Source organism: Sphingomonas molluscorum (assembly GCF_039522995.1).
Classification (GTDB): domain Bacteria; phylum Pseudomonadota; class Alphaproteobacteria; order Sphingomonadales; family Sphingomonadaceae; genus Sphingomonas; species Sphingomonas molluscorum.
The window spans coordinates 112,798-126,077 of the sequence record NZ_BAAAEL010000012.1 but is presented as its reverse complement, the minus strand read 5'-3'; the positions used below and the strand labels follow the sequence as shown (position 1 = coordinate 126,077).

Sequence of the window (13,280 nt, the reverse complement as noted above, 5' to 3'; positions counted from 1 at the left end):
GTCTCAGGCAACCAGATAGTCGGTGGACGCCCGCAGCCGCTCGACGTCGCGGCTGGGGGGAAGGCCCATGGTGCGGGCATATTCCCGGCTGAACTGGGACGGGCTGCCATAGCCCACCTGGAAACCCGCGGTGGCGGCATCCAGCCCACGCGCGATCATCAGCCGCCGCGCCTCTTGGACGCGCAACTGGGTGCGGTAGCGCAGCGGGCTGAGCCCGGTGACGGTGCGGAAATGCTGGTGAAGGGCAGACGGGCTCATGCCCGCGACCTCCGCCAGCGTGTCGATCGACACCGGTTCGGCATAATGGTGGCGCAGCCACTGAAGGGCCCGGTTGAGCTTGTCGCTCTGCGGCCCGCCCGCCATTTGCCGCAGAAGTTGACCGGCGGGGCCGCGCAACAGGCGCCAGAGCAGTTCGCGTTCCAGCAACGGGGCGAGGGCATCCCGGTCTTCGGGGGCATCGAGCAACGCCAGCAGCCGGCAGGCGGCGTCGATCATCTCGGCGGTGGTTTCACCCAGGATGAGGCCCGGGATCGGGCGGTCCCCTTGCGGATCCGCCATCGGGTGCTCGGCCACCATCTCGGCCACCCGCGCAGCATCCAGGTGCAGGACGAGGCATAGATAGGGCGCGTCCGCGCTCGCCTGGGTCACCGCGCCGACCACCGGCAGGTCGACCCCGGCGAGCAGAAAGCTGCCGGGATCATAGTAGAACCGGCTCCGCCCCAGCTGCGCTTCCTTGGCACCTTGCGCGACCATGCACAGCGACGGCGCATAGACGGTCGGCGTTGGCGTGGTCACCGCGGCGGATCGTATAAGCGTGACCGAGGGAAGCGCGGTGTCCTGGAAGCCGTCTTCCGGAGCGTGGCGCGCGATCAGCGCGGCAAGATCGGTGATGCGGTGCATGGCTGCCTTGCTTCCACGCGGAAGCTGCCTGCGCAAGCCGCCGAACGTCCGGATGCAGGATCGTGCAAGCATCCCGGAGTTCGCGTCTACCGTCCGCCGTGCCCTGGCGCGCAAAAAGGGTGCGGGCCAGCGACGATCGCTGGCGGATGGAGGAAGCACCATGTCCGACCTGAATGAGAAGACGATCCTGATCACCGGCGCCAGCAGCGGCATCGGCGAGGCGACCGCGCGCCTGCTGGCCGGTGCCGGGGCTCGCCTGATGCTGGGGGCTCGCCGGACCGATCGGCTGGAGCGGCTTGCCGCGGAGATCGAAGCAGCCGGTGGCACCGTGGCGTGGCAGCGGCTCGACGTGACCGACGCCGCCAGCTTCGCCGGCTTCGTGGACGCGGCGGTCGAGCGCTATGGCCGCGTCGACGTGCTGGTCAACAATGCGGGCATCATGCCGCTGTCGCCGCTCGCGGCGCTCAAGACCGACGAGTGGAACCGGATGATCGACGTCAACGTCCGCGGTGTCCTGAACGGCGTCGCTGCCGCACTGCCGGGCTTCGCCGAGCAGGGCTCGGGCCAGTTCGTCAACGTCGCCTCGCTCGCCGCGCATTATGTGGTGCCGACCGGCGCCGTCTACTGCGCGACCAAGTTCGCGGTGTGGGCGATCACCGACGGCATCCGCCGCGAGCACGACAACATCCGCGCCACGATCATCTCGCCAGGCGCGGTCGAGTCCGAACTCGCGGACGCCATCACCCACCCGGAGACGGCCAAGGCGATGGAAGCCTTCCGTGCATCGATCCTGAAGGCGGACGCGATCGCCCGTGCGATCCTGTTTGCCGTCAGCCAGCCGGATGATGTCGACGTCAGCGAGATCGTCGTGCGGCCGACCGCCAGCGACGCTATCTAGATCCGTCCCGCTGCCGCTCGCCCTGGGAAAAGGGCGAGCGGCACGTCTCAGGTGGCTGCGGCCGTGATCGCAAGGCCCGCGCGTCGTCGATGGGCGGCGATGCAGGTAAGCACGCTGGCGACCACCAGCACGCACGCAGCCGCTTCGAGCGGCGTCGGCAGACGCCGTTCCCAGACAAAGGCGTAGAGCAGGCCGAACAAGGTCTCGAACAGGATCATCTGGCCGACGAGCGTGAGCGGCAGCAGCCGGCTCATCCGGTTCCAGAGCAGATTGCCACCAATCGACGCAAGAAGCGCGACCGCGACCGAGACGCCAGCATATTCGAGCCAGGCCCGGGGCGTGTGGTTCAGCGGCTCGAACAGCAGCGTGACCGGGATCAGGGCAATTGCCTGAAGCCCCGTGACTACGCCGGTCAGCAGGTTCCAGTCCTGGGGGGAGACGTGCCCGAAGCGGCTGAGCGAACGGGTGTTGCCGATGGCATAGGCGGTCCAGGACGCCAGCGCTCCGACGGCGAACAGGAGCCCCGTGACCGCGCCTGCAGCCGGTGCCGCGATCGCCTGCCAGCCGATGCAGACGGCGCCTGCCACGCACAGCAGGAGGGACGGCACGAGCCTTCGCAGCGGCACCGCGCCGGAATCGCGGCTGCCGATGATCGTCACCGGGACCGGGAGGAAGCCGAGCACGAGGGACGTCATGGCGATGCCGCCCGTCTGCACCGCGGTCGACAGCAGCACGTAATAGAGCGTGTTGCCCGCCAGCGAGAGCCAAGCAAGCGACAGCCAGCCACGCGCCGGCACCGCCGCGACCAGGCTACGCCAGCGGGAACCGATCAGCGCGGCCGAGATCAGGCCGAAGGCGAGATACCGCCCGATCGCGAGCTGCAGGGGGGTGAACGCCCGCACGAGATCGGGAGCAAGAAACACCAGGCCCCAGAGCGCCCCGGCTCCCATGCCACAGGCGACCCCTAGAACGGTCCTGTTGGTGCCGGGCGTACCGGCCGCGGTGCTGATCATCGTCCTCCTCATCGCGAACACCGCGCGGAATAGCACCGCCCGCATGAGGTTTTTGCGCTTGCTCGCGGCCTTGGATGCAACAAAAACTCGCGCATGGCCCAAGCGAATGCCCTTCGCCGACGCGTCCTCGACGCGTTCGACCGCGCGATCCTCCGCATCCTCCAGCGGGACAACCGCACTCCACAGCGTACCATCGGGGAGGCGGTGAACCTCTCGGCTGCGGCGGTGCAGCGGCGGGTGGCAGCGATGGAAAAGGCCGGGGTCATCGAGCGCAACGTCGCGATCGTCGATACGCGCGCGGTGCAGATGGGGATCACCGCGATCGTCGAAGTCCAGCTTGCGGACGAGCGCTCCCGTACCGTCGACGCCGCCAAGGCGCTGTTCCGCGATGCGCCGGAGGTGCAGCAATGCTATTATGTGACGGGCGGCATCAGCTTCGTTCTGGTGATCGTCGCGGCCGACATGGTCGCCTATGATGCGATCAGCCGGCGGCTGTTCTCCGAGAACGACGCGATCGCCAGCTTTCGCAGCCTGATCGCACTGGACCGGGTGAAGTTCGGGACGGAGATCATGATCCCGGACGCCGCCATGGTGCCCGCGCCGGGTCGCTGCTAGCGAGAGCGGCCAGAGAAAAGGGGAGGGAAGACGATGCGGATCGGCCGGCGCGAACTATTGGCGGCGGGCATGGCGGGAACGGCGGCATCCGCCCTGCCGGCGTTTGCCCAGGCGGGGAACGGCGCGCGCGAACCGGTGCTCGCGCCAACGCCGCCGATGGGCTGGAACAGCTGGAACAGCTTCGCCACTACCATCACCGAGGCGCAGGCGCGAGAGACGGCCCGCATCATGGCCGACAAGCTGCTGCCGTTCGGCTATGACGTCTTCACGGTCGACATCCAGTGGTACGAACCCAACGCCGCCAGCTACACCTATAATGCCAAGCCGGTGCCGGCGATGGACGGCAACGGCCGGTTGCTGCCGGCGCCGAACCGCTTCCCTTCTAGCGCAAACGGGCGCGGGTTCGCGCCCCTTGCGGCGGAGGTCCATGCGCTGGGCCTCAAGTTCGGCGTCCACCTGATGCGCGGCATCCCGCGCCTGGCCGTCGAGCGCAACCTTCCGGTGCTGGGCACCAAGGTCCGTGCCGCCGACATCGCCGACACCAGCAGCACCTGCTCCTGGAACCCGGACATGTACGGCGTCGACATGACGAGACCGGGGGCACAGGCCTATTACGACAGCGTCTTCCGCCTGTTCGCGTCCTGGGGCGTCGACTTCGTCAAGATGGACGACATGAGCCGCCCCTATGATGCCCATGCGCTGGAGATCGAGGCGGCGCACAAGGCGATCGCCGCGAGCGGCCGGCCGATGATCCTGAGCCTGTCGCCCGGTGAAACGCCGGTCACCCGCGGCGAGCACGTGCGTCGCTTTGCGCAGATGTGGCGGATCAGCGACGACTTCTGGGACGAATGGCCGCTGCTGGAGGCGCAGTTCACGCGGCTGGAGAACTGGAACCCGTGGCGGCGACCCGGCGGCTGGCCGGACGCCGACATGCTGCCTCTCGGCCGGCTGGCGCTGGGCGAGCGGGATACCAAGTTCACGCCCGACGAGCAGCGCACGCTGATGACGCTCTGGTCGATCGCGCGCTCGCCGCTCATCATGGGCGGGGACCTCAGGCACCTGGACGATCCGACGCTGGCATTGTTGACCAACCGCGAAGTGCTGGCGGTGAACCAGGCGAGCACGGACAATCAACCGCACTTCCTGGCCGACGGCGTGCGGGTGTGGTCCGCGCGGCCGGCGGACGGCCGCGGCCGCTATGTCGCGCTGTTCAACACCGGCAAGGAGGCGCGGGAGATCACCCTCCCGCTCCGCGAATTTGGGTTGAGCGGCAGCCAGCAGGTGCGTGACCTGTGGGAAGGCAAGGCGCTGGCGCCCGCGAAGGACCGGCTCATCCGCCGCATCCCCTCGCACGGTGCCGGGCTCTACCGGGTCGGCTGAGTCCGCCCGGTCGAGCCCTGCGCGCGCACCGCCGCGACCCCCTGCAGGATGTTGTCCACCACGAACTCCGGCGCCTCGTGCGGCAGGCCGTGGCCGGCGGTCGCCGCGATATTCTGGTGCGCGTTGGAGGAAAGCGTGAGGAACTGCTTCTGCATGCGCTGGCTCGACTCCTCCAGTCGGATAGCGAGCGGCTCCGAAAGCCCGGGCACCATGCGAAAGCGCTGGCTGTGCGTCGCCACGATCACCGGCTTGTCGCCGAGCGTCTTCAACTGACGCGCGGTTGCCGCACTCGCGCGCCAGTCGAGCCGTTCCTCGTTGCGGTTCGGATCCTCGATCATGGCGGAGAGAAAGGTGCGCACGTCGGTCAGCGGCTTCTCCTCCCCGGGCTTGGCACTGGGCAGCATCGCAAGCCAGGTCGTCATCTGGTCCGGATGGGTCGAAGAGACGAGTACCAGCCCGGCCGTATCGTCCGGAAAGCGGCTCGCGAACACCTGCGCGTGGAGACCGCCGATCGAGTGGCCGACCAGCAGAAACGGACCCCGAACCCCCGCTTCTTGTAGCACGGCGTGCAGATCGTTCGCCGCATCCAGGCTTGTCCGGACCGGCTCCGGCGCTCGGTCGCTGCTGCCCAAGCCGGCGCGATCATAGAGGCAGATACGTGTGACGGGTGCGATCCGCGCCGCGATCCGTTGCCACCCTGCGTCTTCGACAGGTGCGGTACCCATGCCCGCATCCACCACCGCCGTGGGCTCGCCGGCACCCTGGCATTGTAGCCGGATCGCGCGCCCCCCAACGTCAAACCGGCCGTCAACTTCCGCGGATGTTGTCGCGGTCCCCGCCAGCGCTAGCGACGCAAGAAGGGCGGCAAGCAGGTCGTGCATCGGTGCGGGCTCCCGGGTGGACGCCGCAATCTACGCCGACGCCAACGGCGCAAACAACCGGTCTCAACCCGGCCGGGGAAAACGCCGCCACCCGAAGGTGGCGGCGCCGTGCCTAGTTCGCTCCGCGGCCGGTCTTTTCCTGCAGCGCATCGATGCGCTTGGAAGCCTCCGCCTTGGAGAGGCCTTGGTCGAATTCCTCGCCGGCCTCTTCGCTCAGCGTCTTGAGGTAGGATGCCTGGGCGCCGGTCATCGGCTCGTCGCCGGTGGTCCAGTCGTCCGGGTCCTTTTCGGCGTTGGAAAAAGGCTCGCTCTTGGGGTTCTGATCATTTGCCACGGGGTATCTCCTTCCCCGGGACAAACGTCTTTGTTCTCACTCCGTTCCGGACCAGGCTTCCATGGTGAACGTGAGGGCCTCCGCCACAGCGGCATGCCGGATCTTGGCGCGGGACACGTTCAGGCCTGCTGCCAGGTGCCGGTCGGCACGCATGGCGCCTTCCGCGCCGAACTTGGCGAGCCGCATCACGAACGGCAGGGTCGCGTTGTTGAGCGCGAACGCGGAGGTGCGGGCGACCGCGCCCGGCATGTTGGCGACGCAATAATGGATCACGTCCTCCTCGACGAAAACCGGGTCGTCGTGGGTGGTCGCGCGGGAGGTTTCGAAACACCCGCCCTGGTCGATCGCGATGTCGACCAGCACGCTGCCGCGCTTCATCGTGCGCAGCATCTCCCGAGTGACGAGCTTCGGGGCTGCGGCACCCGGCACCAGCACGGCGCCGATCACCAGATGGGCCTGCGCCACCGCCGCCGCGATCGCGGCGCGAGAGGCATAGGCGGTCTTGATCTGGCTGCCGAAGTGAAGGTCGAGCTCGGCCAACCGTTCGTTGCTGATGTCGTAGATGGTGACGTCCGCGCGCAGCCCCACCGCCATCTGCGCGGCGTTGATGCCGGCGACGCCGCCGCCCAGGATCGCGACTCGCGCCGGCGCGACGCCGGGGACGCCGCCCAGAAGAACGCCGCGGCCGCCCTGTTCCTTTTCCAGATAGTGGGCGCCGACCTGCACGGACATGCGGCCCGCGACCTCCGACATGGGCTTCAGCAAGGGCAGCGAACCGCTGTTCGACGTCACCGTCTCATAGGCAATGCAGGTCGCACCGGACCGCATCAGCCCTTCTGCCTGGGGCTTGTCTGCGGCGAGGTGCAGGTAGGTGAACAGCGTGTGCCGCGGCTCCAACAGCGCGATCTCGGACGGCTGCGGCTCCTTCACCTTCACGATCATGTCGCTCTCGGCGAAGACGGTGGCGGCATCCGCCACGATCCGGGCACCCGCCTCGACATAGTCCGAGTCGGTGAAGTCGATTCCGGCCCCGGCGGAAGTCTCGACGACGACTTCGTGCCCGGCCGCGACCAGTTCCGCCACCGAGGACGGCGTCAGACCGACGCGATACTCGTGGTTCTTGATTTCCTTGGGAACACCGACGCGCATAAACCTCTCCGATACGGTAGATGATCCGCTATAGAACGGGTCGTCGGGCTTGTCCCGTTGCTAGCGCATGCTGCGCGTGCTAACGGCCGGCGCTTTCACGGCGAAACGAGTAGCGTTCAGGCGATGGTCATGTTTCACGCGATCCAGCAATTGCCGCGCCTGTGAATTCCCCGGACTCTGCCCCGACGGGGGCTGCCCTGCTGCCATCAGATCGCGTCGAGGATGGGCACGCCCATTCGCGTGAGCAGGCGACGTGGAAGCTCATGCTGGGCGCCGTCGGCATCGTGTTCGGCGACATCGGCACCAGCCCGCTCTACGCGTTCCGCGAAACCTTCGACGGGCACCACAAGCTGGCGCTCGACCCGTTGCACATCATGGGCGTCATCAGCCTGATGTTCTGGTCGATGATGATCGTGGTGACGCTGAAATATGTGTCGATCATCATGCGCGCCGACAACAAGGGGGAGGGCGGCAGCCTTGCACTCCTCGCGCTCGTCTCCGGCCGCACGCAGGGGAAGCGCTGGACCAGCGGCATCGTGCTGCTGGGCGTGTTCGCCACCGCGCTTTTCTATGGCGACAGCATGATCACCCCCGCGGTTTCGGTGCTGTCGGCGGTGGAGGGCGTCGCCATCGCCGCGCCGGCTTTCGGCGGCCTGGTGCTGCCGATCGCGGTGCTGATCCTCGTCGGGTTGTTCTCGATCCAGCGGGGCGGCACGTCGCGTGTCGGCGCCTTCTTCGGCCCGATCATGGTCTGCTACTTTACCGTGATCGCGGCGCTGGGCGTCGTCAGCATCGTGCAGACGCCGACCATCCTGCACGCCTTCCTGCCGACCTACGCGATCGCCTTCTTTGTGCATGATCCGCTGGCCGCGTTTCTGGCACTGGGGTCGGTGGTGCTGGCGGTCACGGGCGCAGAGGCGCTGTACGCCGACATGGGGCATTTCGGACGCAAGCCGATCGCCTTCTCGTGGCTGTGGATCGTGCTGCCCGCGCTCATGGCCAACTACATGGGACAGGGTGCGTTGCTGATGCGCGAGGGCGCCGCCGCCCTGCAGAGCCCGTTCTACATGCTGGCGCCCGACGACTTCCAGCTGCCGATGGTGTTCCTGGCGACAGCGGCCGCGATCATCGCGAGCCAGGCGGTGATCTCCGGAGCCTTCTCGGTCACGCAGCAGGCGATCCAGCTCGGCTTCATCCCGCGGCTGCGCATCGACCACACCAGCGCCGCTACCGCGGGGCAGATCTACATCCCGCTCATCAACTGGGCGCTGATGGTGATGGTGATCCTGCTGGTGCTCACCTTCCAGACCTCGTCCAACCTGACCGCGGCCTATGGCATCGCCGTCACCGGGGCGATGTTGATCGACACCTGCCTGCTGGCGGTGCTGCTGTTCGCGCTGTGGCGCTGGCCGGTCTACTACGCGCTGCCGCTGCTGGCCGTCTTCTTCCTGGTCGACGGCGCCTATTTCGCGGCCAACCTCACCAAGGTGCCCGACGGCGGCTGGTTCCCGCTGATGATCGGCATCATCGTCTTCGTGCTGCTCACCACCTGGGCGAAGGGGCGCAAGCTGATGATCGAGCGCCTGCGCGAGGCCGCAATGCCGATCAAGGTGTTCATCCAGTCGGCCGCGAGCTCCGCGAGCCGGGTGCCGGGGACGGCGGTGTTCATGACCTCCACGCCCGATGGCGTGCCCCATGCGCTGCTCCACAACCTCAAGCACAACAAGGTCCTGCACGAGCGCGTCGTGCTGCTGACGGTGAAGATCACCGACGAGCCCTTCGTCGCCGAGGAGAACCGGGTTAAGGCCGACGACCTGGGGCAGGGCTTCCACCGCCTGATCCTGCGCTACGGCTTCATGCAGGATGCGGACGTGCCCGCCGCGCTTCGGCAGGTGAAGGTCGCGGGCGGCGATTTCCGGATGATGGAGACCAGCTTCTTCCTCGCCCGCCAGACGCTGTTGCCCTCGTCGCGGCCCGGCATGATGATCTGGCGCGAAAAGCTGTTCGCCTGGATGCTGCGCAACGCGGAAAGCGCGATGGAATTCTTCCGCCTGCCCACCAATCGGGTGGTGGAGCTCGGCAGCCAGGTCGAGATTTGATCGAGCCCGCGCCCCCAGCCTCCGCTCCGGGCGCGCCGATCATCGTCTCGGCCTTGTTCGGCGCGGCGGATCATGCCGCGCTGGACGCACTCCGCCGCCGCCACTTTCCGCCGGAGCGCAACCAGCTGGCCGCGCATCTGACGCTGTTCCACCATCTGCCGCCGCATGTGGCGCCCGAGCTGCGGCAGCGCCTTGCCGCCGAAACCCGCGGCGTCGGCGCGCCCCGCGCCAGGGTCGCGGGGCTGCGCAACCTGGGGCGCGGGGTGGCGCTGCGGATCGAATCGCCGGAGCTTGAGGAGATCCGCGCCCGCCTCGCGGACGCGTTCGCGATGCTGCTGACGCCGCAGGACCGGGCCGGCTGGGCGCCCCACGTCACCATCCAGAACAAGGTCGAGCCGGCAAAAGCGCGCGCGCTTCTGCACGCCTTGCAGGCCGATTTCCGGCCACGTCCGCTCGCGATCGCCGGGCTGGCGAGCTGGTGGTACCGCGGCGGCCCCTGGGAGCCGATTTCCCGTCACAAGTTCGCTTGACCGACGCGAAACGCCTTCGTATAGGCGCGCCCTCGCCACGGCGAGTGCCCATGGGGCGGAGTAGCTCAGTTGGTTAGAGCAGCGGAATCATAATCCGCGTGTCGGGGGTTCAAGTCCCTCCTCCGCTACCATTTTCCCAGATAGAAGCAGTTGCGTGCGGATCGGTGTCGATCCGCTGGAACACTGTACCGCACCATCCGTTTCGCGCTCACCAATTGGGAGACGAACATGCGGAAGCTGCTGATCACGATGAGTGCACTTGCGCTGGGGGCGATGCCCGCAGCCGGCATCGCGCAGACGATGACCCCGGAACAGGTCGGGGCCGCGCCGATGAGCGGGACTCCGTCCGAGAATTATGCTGCCTGGGCGGCGGACAGCGACAAGTATGAGATCCAGTCCAGCCGGATCGCGCTGACGAAGTCCAAGAGCGACGCGACCAAGGCGTTCGCGCGCGAGATGATCGCGGATCATACCACCACCACCAAGGCGCTGATGGCGGCGCTCCCGAAGACGGAGCCCAAGGTCAAGCGCCCGCCGAGCGCGCTTTCGGAGCCGAATGCGGCCAAGATCGCAGCTCTGAAGGCTGCGGATGCCGACAGCTTCGACGCGCTCTACATGCAGCAGCAGGCCGAGGCGCACCGCGCGGCCTGGTCGCTGCACAAGGGCTATTCGACCGACGGGCAGGACCCGGCGCTGAAGCAGGTGGCGGACTCGGCCGTGCCGATCATCGAGAAGCACCTGGCGCACCTGCAGAGCGCACCGGGCGGCATGTAAGCCGCGCGAGAAGGTGACATGGAGGAGGGCTCGCCGGACCGGCGGGCCCTCTTTTTTCGACTGGTCTACCCGGCGGAACAATGGGTTGCCGCGTCGCACGGTTGCGGCGCGACGCATCTGGGCCTAGCGGATGCGGCATCATGACCGATCAGCCTTTTGCCGTCGCCCTCGTCTCGGGCGGCCTCGACTCCATGGTTTCCGCCGCGCTCGCACGCGAGGCGGGATATCGTCTCCTTGCCCTGTCGGTGGACTATAACCAGCGCCACCAGATCGAGCTTGCCGCCGCCGGCCGCGTCGCCGCGGCGCTCGGTGCCGACCGGCACGTGACCCTGTCGCTGGACCTTTCCGCGTTCGGCGGATCGGCGCTTACCGCCGACATCGCCGTCCCGAAGGACGGTGTCGCGCCTGGTATTCCCATCACCTATGTGCCGGCCCGCAACACCATCTTCCTGAGCCTGTCGCTCGGCTGGGCCGAGGCGGCGGGCGCACGCGACCTGTTCATCGGCGTCAATGCGCTCGACTATTCGGGCTATCCAGACTGCCGCCCCGAGTTCATCGCCGGCTTCGAGCATCTCGCGGCGCTCGCGACGAAAGCCGGCGTGGAGGGCGAGGGGTTCAAGATCCACGCGCCGCTCCAGCACATGACCAAGGCGGACATCGTGCGCGAAGGCACCCGGCTGGGGCTGGACCTGGGCATCAGCTGGTCCTGCTACGATCCGCAGGGCGACCTTCACTGCGGCCTGTGCGACAGCTGCCGGCTGCGCTCCAAGGGCTTCGAGGAGGCAGGCGTGCCGGACCCGACCCGCTACGCCACTGCTGCGGCCTGAGCGGGCGCTGATACCGTGAGCTACGCCGTCAAGGAGATGTTCCTGACGCTGCAGGGCGAGGGCGTGCATGCCGGTCGCCGGGCGGTGTTCGTGCGCTTTGCGGGGTGCAACCTGTGGAGCGGGCGTGAGATCGACCGCGCCAGCGCCATCTGCCGCTTCTGCGACACCGACTTCGTCGGGACGGATGGCGAGGGCGGCGGGAAGTTCGCGGATGCGGCGGCACTGGTCGCGGCGGTCGAGGGATTCTGGGGACCCGGCGCCGAGCGCCGCTTCGTCGTGCTGACGGGCGGGGAGCCCATGCTCCAGATCGACGATGCGCTGGTGGAGGCGCTGCACGCGGCCGGCTTCACCATTGCTATCGAGAGCAACGGCACGATCGCCGCGCACCCGGGGATCGACTGGGTATGTATCAGCCCCAAGGCGGGCAGCACCGTGGTGCAACGCCGGGGCGACGAGCTCAAGCTGGTGTGGCCGCAGGCGGGCCTGGACCTAGAGGAGATCGAGGGCTGGGACTTCGCCAATTTCCTGGCGCAGCCGCTCGACGATCCCCAGGCCGATGCGAACCGCCAGGCCGCAGTGGATATGGTGCTCGCCCGGCCGAAGTGGCGCTTGTCTCTGCAAACGCACAAGCTGCTGGGGCTGCGGTAATCCGCAGCCCCGTCTGGATCAGCCGAGCAGCGGATAGGCGCCGCAGCGCTTGTCCTGCCAGACACCCTTCTTCCAGCACTTCGGCCGGGTGAGCGGCTCCATGTTGGTCAGCGAGCGCTGATAGAAGCCGCCGGGGAACTGCTGCTCGCTCGAAGGGACGAGGCTGTTGCGGAGCTTGCGCATGTGCTGTTCCGCAAGTGCGCCGAACTGGCCCTTGGGCGTGAACACCGCCTCCTGGCCGATCTCGCCCGCCGCCTGGCAGAAGTTGAGCTGTGCCGATACCGTCGAGAAGCTCGAGTAGACGCGGGTGCCGAACTGGTCGAGCGCGGTCTGCCCTTCCTTCTTGGTCTTGGCGTTGCGCTCGAAATATTTCGCCAGAACCTCATAGCTGCGCTTCAGCTCGTCCGCGTGCGTGTCGAGCAGGTCGTTGTAGTTGTTGAGCGTCAGCAGTGTGGGCTCGAACTGGCACTGAAGCGCGGCGACGTTGAGGCCCGCGCGCAGGTTCCAGGCCAGCGCTGCGCGCAGTTCGTCACCGGTCGCACCCGGAAGCGCCTGGACGGTGATGCCCGGCTCGGTACCGGTCACGCGCGCACCCGACAGCTCGGGCGACTTGAAGAAGAACTGCGCCGAGGCGGGCGCAGCATAGGTCGCTGCCGCAAGGGCCGCGCCGGCGATCAGGGTTCGCACTGACTTCATGGGATCCTCTCAAGCGCCAATGCGGCGCCACGAGGAGGGGTTACGGGGTTTTGACGTGCGTCGCCAAGACCCTTTTTGCTCGCCAGTGGCGATATGCAATCCGCAGCCAGCTGCTTGGGATTCAACGGATTCTTTATCCGGTCCCTTGCTGCAATGCGGCAGCCCGGCGGGCGAGCCGACAAGCGGTCCCGAGCCACCAAAAACAAAGGCCGCCCGGTCGCCCGGACGGCCTTTGCTGAACAGACGCCGAAGCGTCTGATTACATCGCGTTGGTGGTCGCGGTGTCGTTGCCCAGCGCGGTGTCGTTCGCGAGGGTCGTGTCGTTCGCGAGCATCGCGTCGTTGCCCATGGCGCCGTCAACGGCGGTCATGTTGTCGGTCATCGTGCCGTCGAGCGAGGTGTCGGTCGAGTTCAGATCGGTCACGATGGTGTTGTCCGTGGTGGTCTCGGCCGAGTCGCCGCAAGCTGCGACCATCAGCGCCGCACCGGCGACCATCGAGCTGGTAACGATCTTGGAAATGATTGCGCGCATGTAG

At 67.6% G+C, this 13,280-nt stretch carries 15 protein-coding genes and 1 tRNA gene; 9 read left to right on the top strand and 7 right to left on the bottom strand.

The genetic code is table 11. From position 1 onward, the window contains the following. Positions 1–3: 3 nt before the first annotated feature. Positions 4–900, bottom strand: a complete 897-nt coding sequence (locus tag ABDZ92_RS13385; RefSeq protein ID WP_125961072.1) for an AraC family transcriptional regulator — start codon at positions 898–900, stop codon at positions 4–6. A gap of 160 nt (positions 901–1,060) precedes the next feature. On the opposite strand from ABDZ92_RS13385, the gene ABDZ92_RS13380 reads away from it, so the two are divergent. Beyond that, positions 1,061–1,798 carry an SDR family oxidoreductase gene (locus ABDZ92_RS13380; protein ID WP_125961071.1) on the top strand — a complete coding sequence of 246 codons (738 nt, stop codon included), beginning with the start codon at positions 1,061–1,063 and terminating at the stop codon, positions 1,796–1,798. Positions 1,799–1,845: 47 nt separating this feature from the next. On the opposite strand, the gene ABDZ92_RS13375 is transcribed toward ABDZ92_RS13380, so the two are convergent. Next, positions 1,846–2,811 (bottom strand): DMT family transporter, encoded by a 966-nt coding sequence (locus ABDZ92_RS13375; RefSeq protein WP_206432209.1) that lies wholly within the window; start codon positions 2,809–2,811, stop codon positions 1,846–1,848. 93 nt (positions 2,812–2,904) lie between these two features. On the opposite strand from ABDZ92_RS13375, the gene ABDZ92_RS13370 reads away from it, so the two are divergent. Together ABDZ92_RS13370 and ABDZ92_RS13365 are read left to right on the top strand one after the other, a co-directional pair. Then, positions 2,905–3,426 carry an Lrp/AsnC family transcriptional regulator gene (locus ABDZ92_RS13370; protein ID WP_125961070.1) on the top strand — a complete coding sequence of 174 codons (522 nt, stop codon included), beginning with the start codon at positions 2,905–2,907 and terminating at the stop codon, positions 3,424–3,426. Positions 3,427–3,459: 33 nt separating this feature from the next. Next, entirely contained in the window at positions 3,460–4,806 is a 1,347-nt protein-coding gene (locus ABDZ92_RS13365) for a glycoside hydrolase family 27 protein (protein ID WP_125961069.1), read from the top strand. On the opposite strand, the gene ABDZ92_RS13360 is transcribed toward ABDZ92_RS13365, so the two are convergent. The 3 genes from ABDZ92_RS13360 to ald form a co-directional block, all read right to left on the bottom strand. After that, positions 4,791–5,531: an alpha/beta fold hydrolase gene (locus tag ABDZ92_RS13360; RefSeq protein WP_164521290.1), complete on the bottom strand. Its 741-nt coding sequence runs from the start codon at positions 5,529–5,531 to the stop codon at positions 4,791–4,793. The genes ABDZ92_RS13365 and ABDZ92_RS13360 overlap by 16 nt on opposite strands. 268 nt (positions 5,532–5,799) lie before the next feature. After that, entirely contained in the window at positions 5,800–6,021 is a 222-nt protein-coding gene (locus tag ABDZ92_RS13355; RefSeq protein WP_125961067.1) for a DUF3072 domain-containing protein, read from the bottom strand. 36 nt (positions 6,022–6,057) lie between these two features. Then, positions 6,058–7,170 carry an alanine dehydrogenase gene (gene ald, locus ABDZ92_RS13350; protein WP_125961066.1) on the bottom strand — a complete coding sequence of 371 codons (1,113 nt, stop codon included), beginning with the start codon at positions 7,168–7,170 and terminating at the stop codon, positions 6,058–6,060. 263 nt (positions 7,171–7,433) lie between these two features. Here ald and ABDZ92_RS13345 point away from each other — a divergent pair, with 263 nt between their 5' ends. From ABDZ92_RS13345 to queE, 6 genes are all read left to right on the top strand, one after another. Then, entirely contained in the window at positions 7,434–9,269 is a 1,836-nt protein-coding gene (locus ABDZ92_RS13345; protein ID WP_125961065.1) for a potassium transporter Kup, read from the top strand. Next, positions 9,269–9,799 carry a 2'-5' RNA ligase family protein gene (locus ABDZ92_RS13340; RefSeq protein ID WP_125961102.1) on the top strand — a complete coding sequence of 177 codons (531 nt, stop codon included), beginning with the start codon at positions 9,269–9,271 and terminating at the stop codon, positions 9,797–9,799. Before ABDZ92_RS13345 ends, ABDZ92_RS13340 begins: the two co-directional genes overlap by 1 nt. Before the next feature lie 54 nt (positions 9,800–9,853). Continuing rightward, positions 9,854–9,930: transfer RNA gene (locus tag ABDZ92_RS13335), tRNA-Met, on the top strand. Between the two features lie 97 nt (positions 9,931–10,027). Then, positions 10,028–10,573, top strand: coding sequence for a DUF4142 domain-containing protein (locus ABDZ92_RS13330; protein ID WP_125961064.1), 546 nt, complete (start codon positions 10,028–10,030; stop codon positions 10,571–10,573). A gap of 140 nt (positions 10,574–10,713) precedes the next feature. Further along, positions 10,714–11,400: a 7-cyano-7-deazaguanine synthase QueC gene (gene queC / locus ABDZ92_RS13325; RefSeq protein WP_125961063.1), complete on the top strand. Its 687-nt coding sequence runs from the start codon at positions 10,714–10,716 to the stop codon at positions 11,398–11,400. 15 nt (positions 11,401–11,415) lie between these two features. Next, the gene (queE, locus tag ABDZ92_RS13320; RefSeq protein WP_125961062.1) at positions 11,416–12,048 is read left to right on the top strand and encodes a 7-carboxy-7-deazaguanine synthase; all 633 of its coding nucleotides are present in this window, start codon (positions 11,416–11,418) and stop codon (positions 12,046–12,048) included. Between the two features lie 18 nt (positions 12,049–12,066). On the opposite strand, the gene ABDZ92_RS13315 is transcribed toward queE, so the two are convergent. Together ABDZ92_RS13315 and ABDZ92_RS13310 are read right to left on the bottom strand one after the other, a co-directional pair. Then, on the bottom strand, positions 12,067–12,744 hold the full coding sequence (locus ABDZ92_RS13315; RefSeq protein WP_125961061.1) for a hypothetical protein: 678 nt from the start codon (positions 12,742–12,744) through the stop codon (positions 12,067–12,069). Positions 12,745–13,003: 259 nt separating this feature from the next. Next, positions 13,004–13,276, bottom strand: a complete 273-nt coding sequence (locus tag ABDZ92_RS13310; protein ID WP_125961060.1) for a hypothetical protein — start codon at positions 13,274–13,276, stop codon at positions 13,004–13,006. Between the last annotated feature and the right edge of the window lie 4 nt (positions 13,277–13,280).

What these genes read in the sequence shown, in the direction of transcription:
- ABDZ92_RS13385 (WP_125961072.1), bottom strand. Translation starts at nt 900, where the DNA reads ATGCACCGCATCACCGATCTTGCCGCGCTGATCGCGCGCCACGCTCCG.
- ABDZ92_RS13380 (WP_125961071.1), top strand. Translation starts at nt 1,061, where the DNA reads ATGTCCGACCTGAATGAGAAGACGATCCTGATCACCGGCGCCAGCAGC.
- ABDZ92_RS13375 (WP_206432209.1), bottom strand. Translation starts at nt 2,811, where the DNA reads ATGATCAGCACCGCGGCCGGTACGCCCGGCACCAACAGGACCGTTCTA.
- ABDZ92_RS13370 (WP_125961070.1), top strand. Translation starts at nt 2,905, where the DNA reads ATGGCCCAAGCGAATGCCCTTCGCCGACGCGTCCTCGACGCGTTCGAC.
- ABDZ92_RS13365 (WP_125961069.1), top strand. Translation starts at nt 3,460, where the DNA reads ATGCGGATCGGCCGGCGCGAACTATTGGCGGCGGGCATGGCGGGAACG.
- ABDZ92_RS13360 (WP_164521290.1), bottom strand. Translation starts at nt 5,531, where the DNA reads ATGGGTACCGCACCTGTCGAAGACGCAGGGTGGCAACGGATCGCGGCG.
- ald (WP_125961066.1), bottom strand. Translation starts at nt 7,170, where the DNA reads ATGCGCGTCGGTGTTCCCAAGGAAATCAAGAACCACGAGTATCGCGTC.
- ABDZ92_RS13345 (WP_125961065.1), top strand. Translation starts at nt 7,434, where the DNA reads ATGCTGGGCGCCGTCGGCATCGTGTTCGGCGACATCGGCACCAGCCCG.
- ABDZ92_RS13330 (WP_125961064.1), top strand. Translation starts at nt 10,028, where the DNA reads ATGCGGAAGCTGCTGATCACGATGAGTGCACTTGCGCTGGGGGCGATG.
- queC (WP_125961063.1), top strand. Translation starts at nt 10,714, where the DNA reads ATGACCGATCAGCCTTTTGCCGTCGCCCTCGTCTCGGGCGGCCTCGAC.
- ABDZ92_RS13315 (WP_125961061.1), bottom strand. Translation starts at nt 12,744, where the DNA reads ATGAAGTCAGTGCGAACCCTGATCGCCGGCGCGGCCCTTGCGGCAGCG.
- ABDZ92_RS13310 (WP_125961060.1), bottom strand. Translation starts at nt 13,276, where the DNA reads ATGCGCGCAATCATTTCCAAGATCGTTACCAGCTCGATGGTCGCCGGT.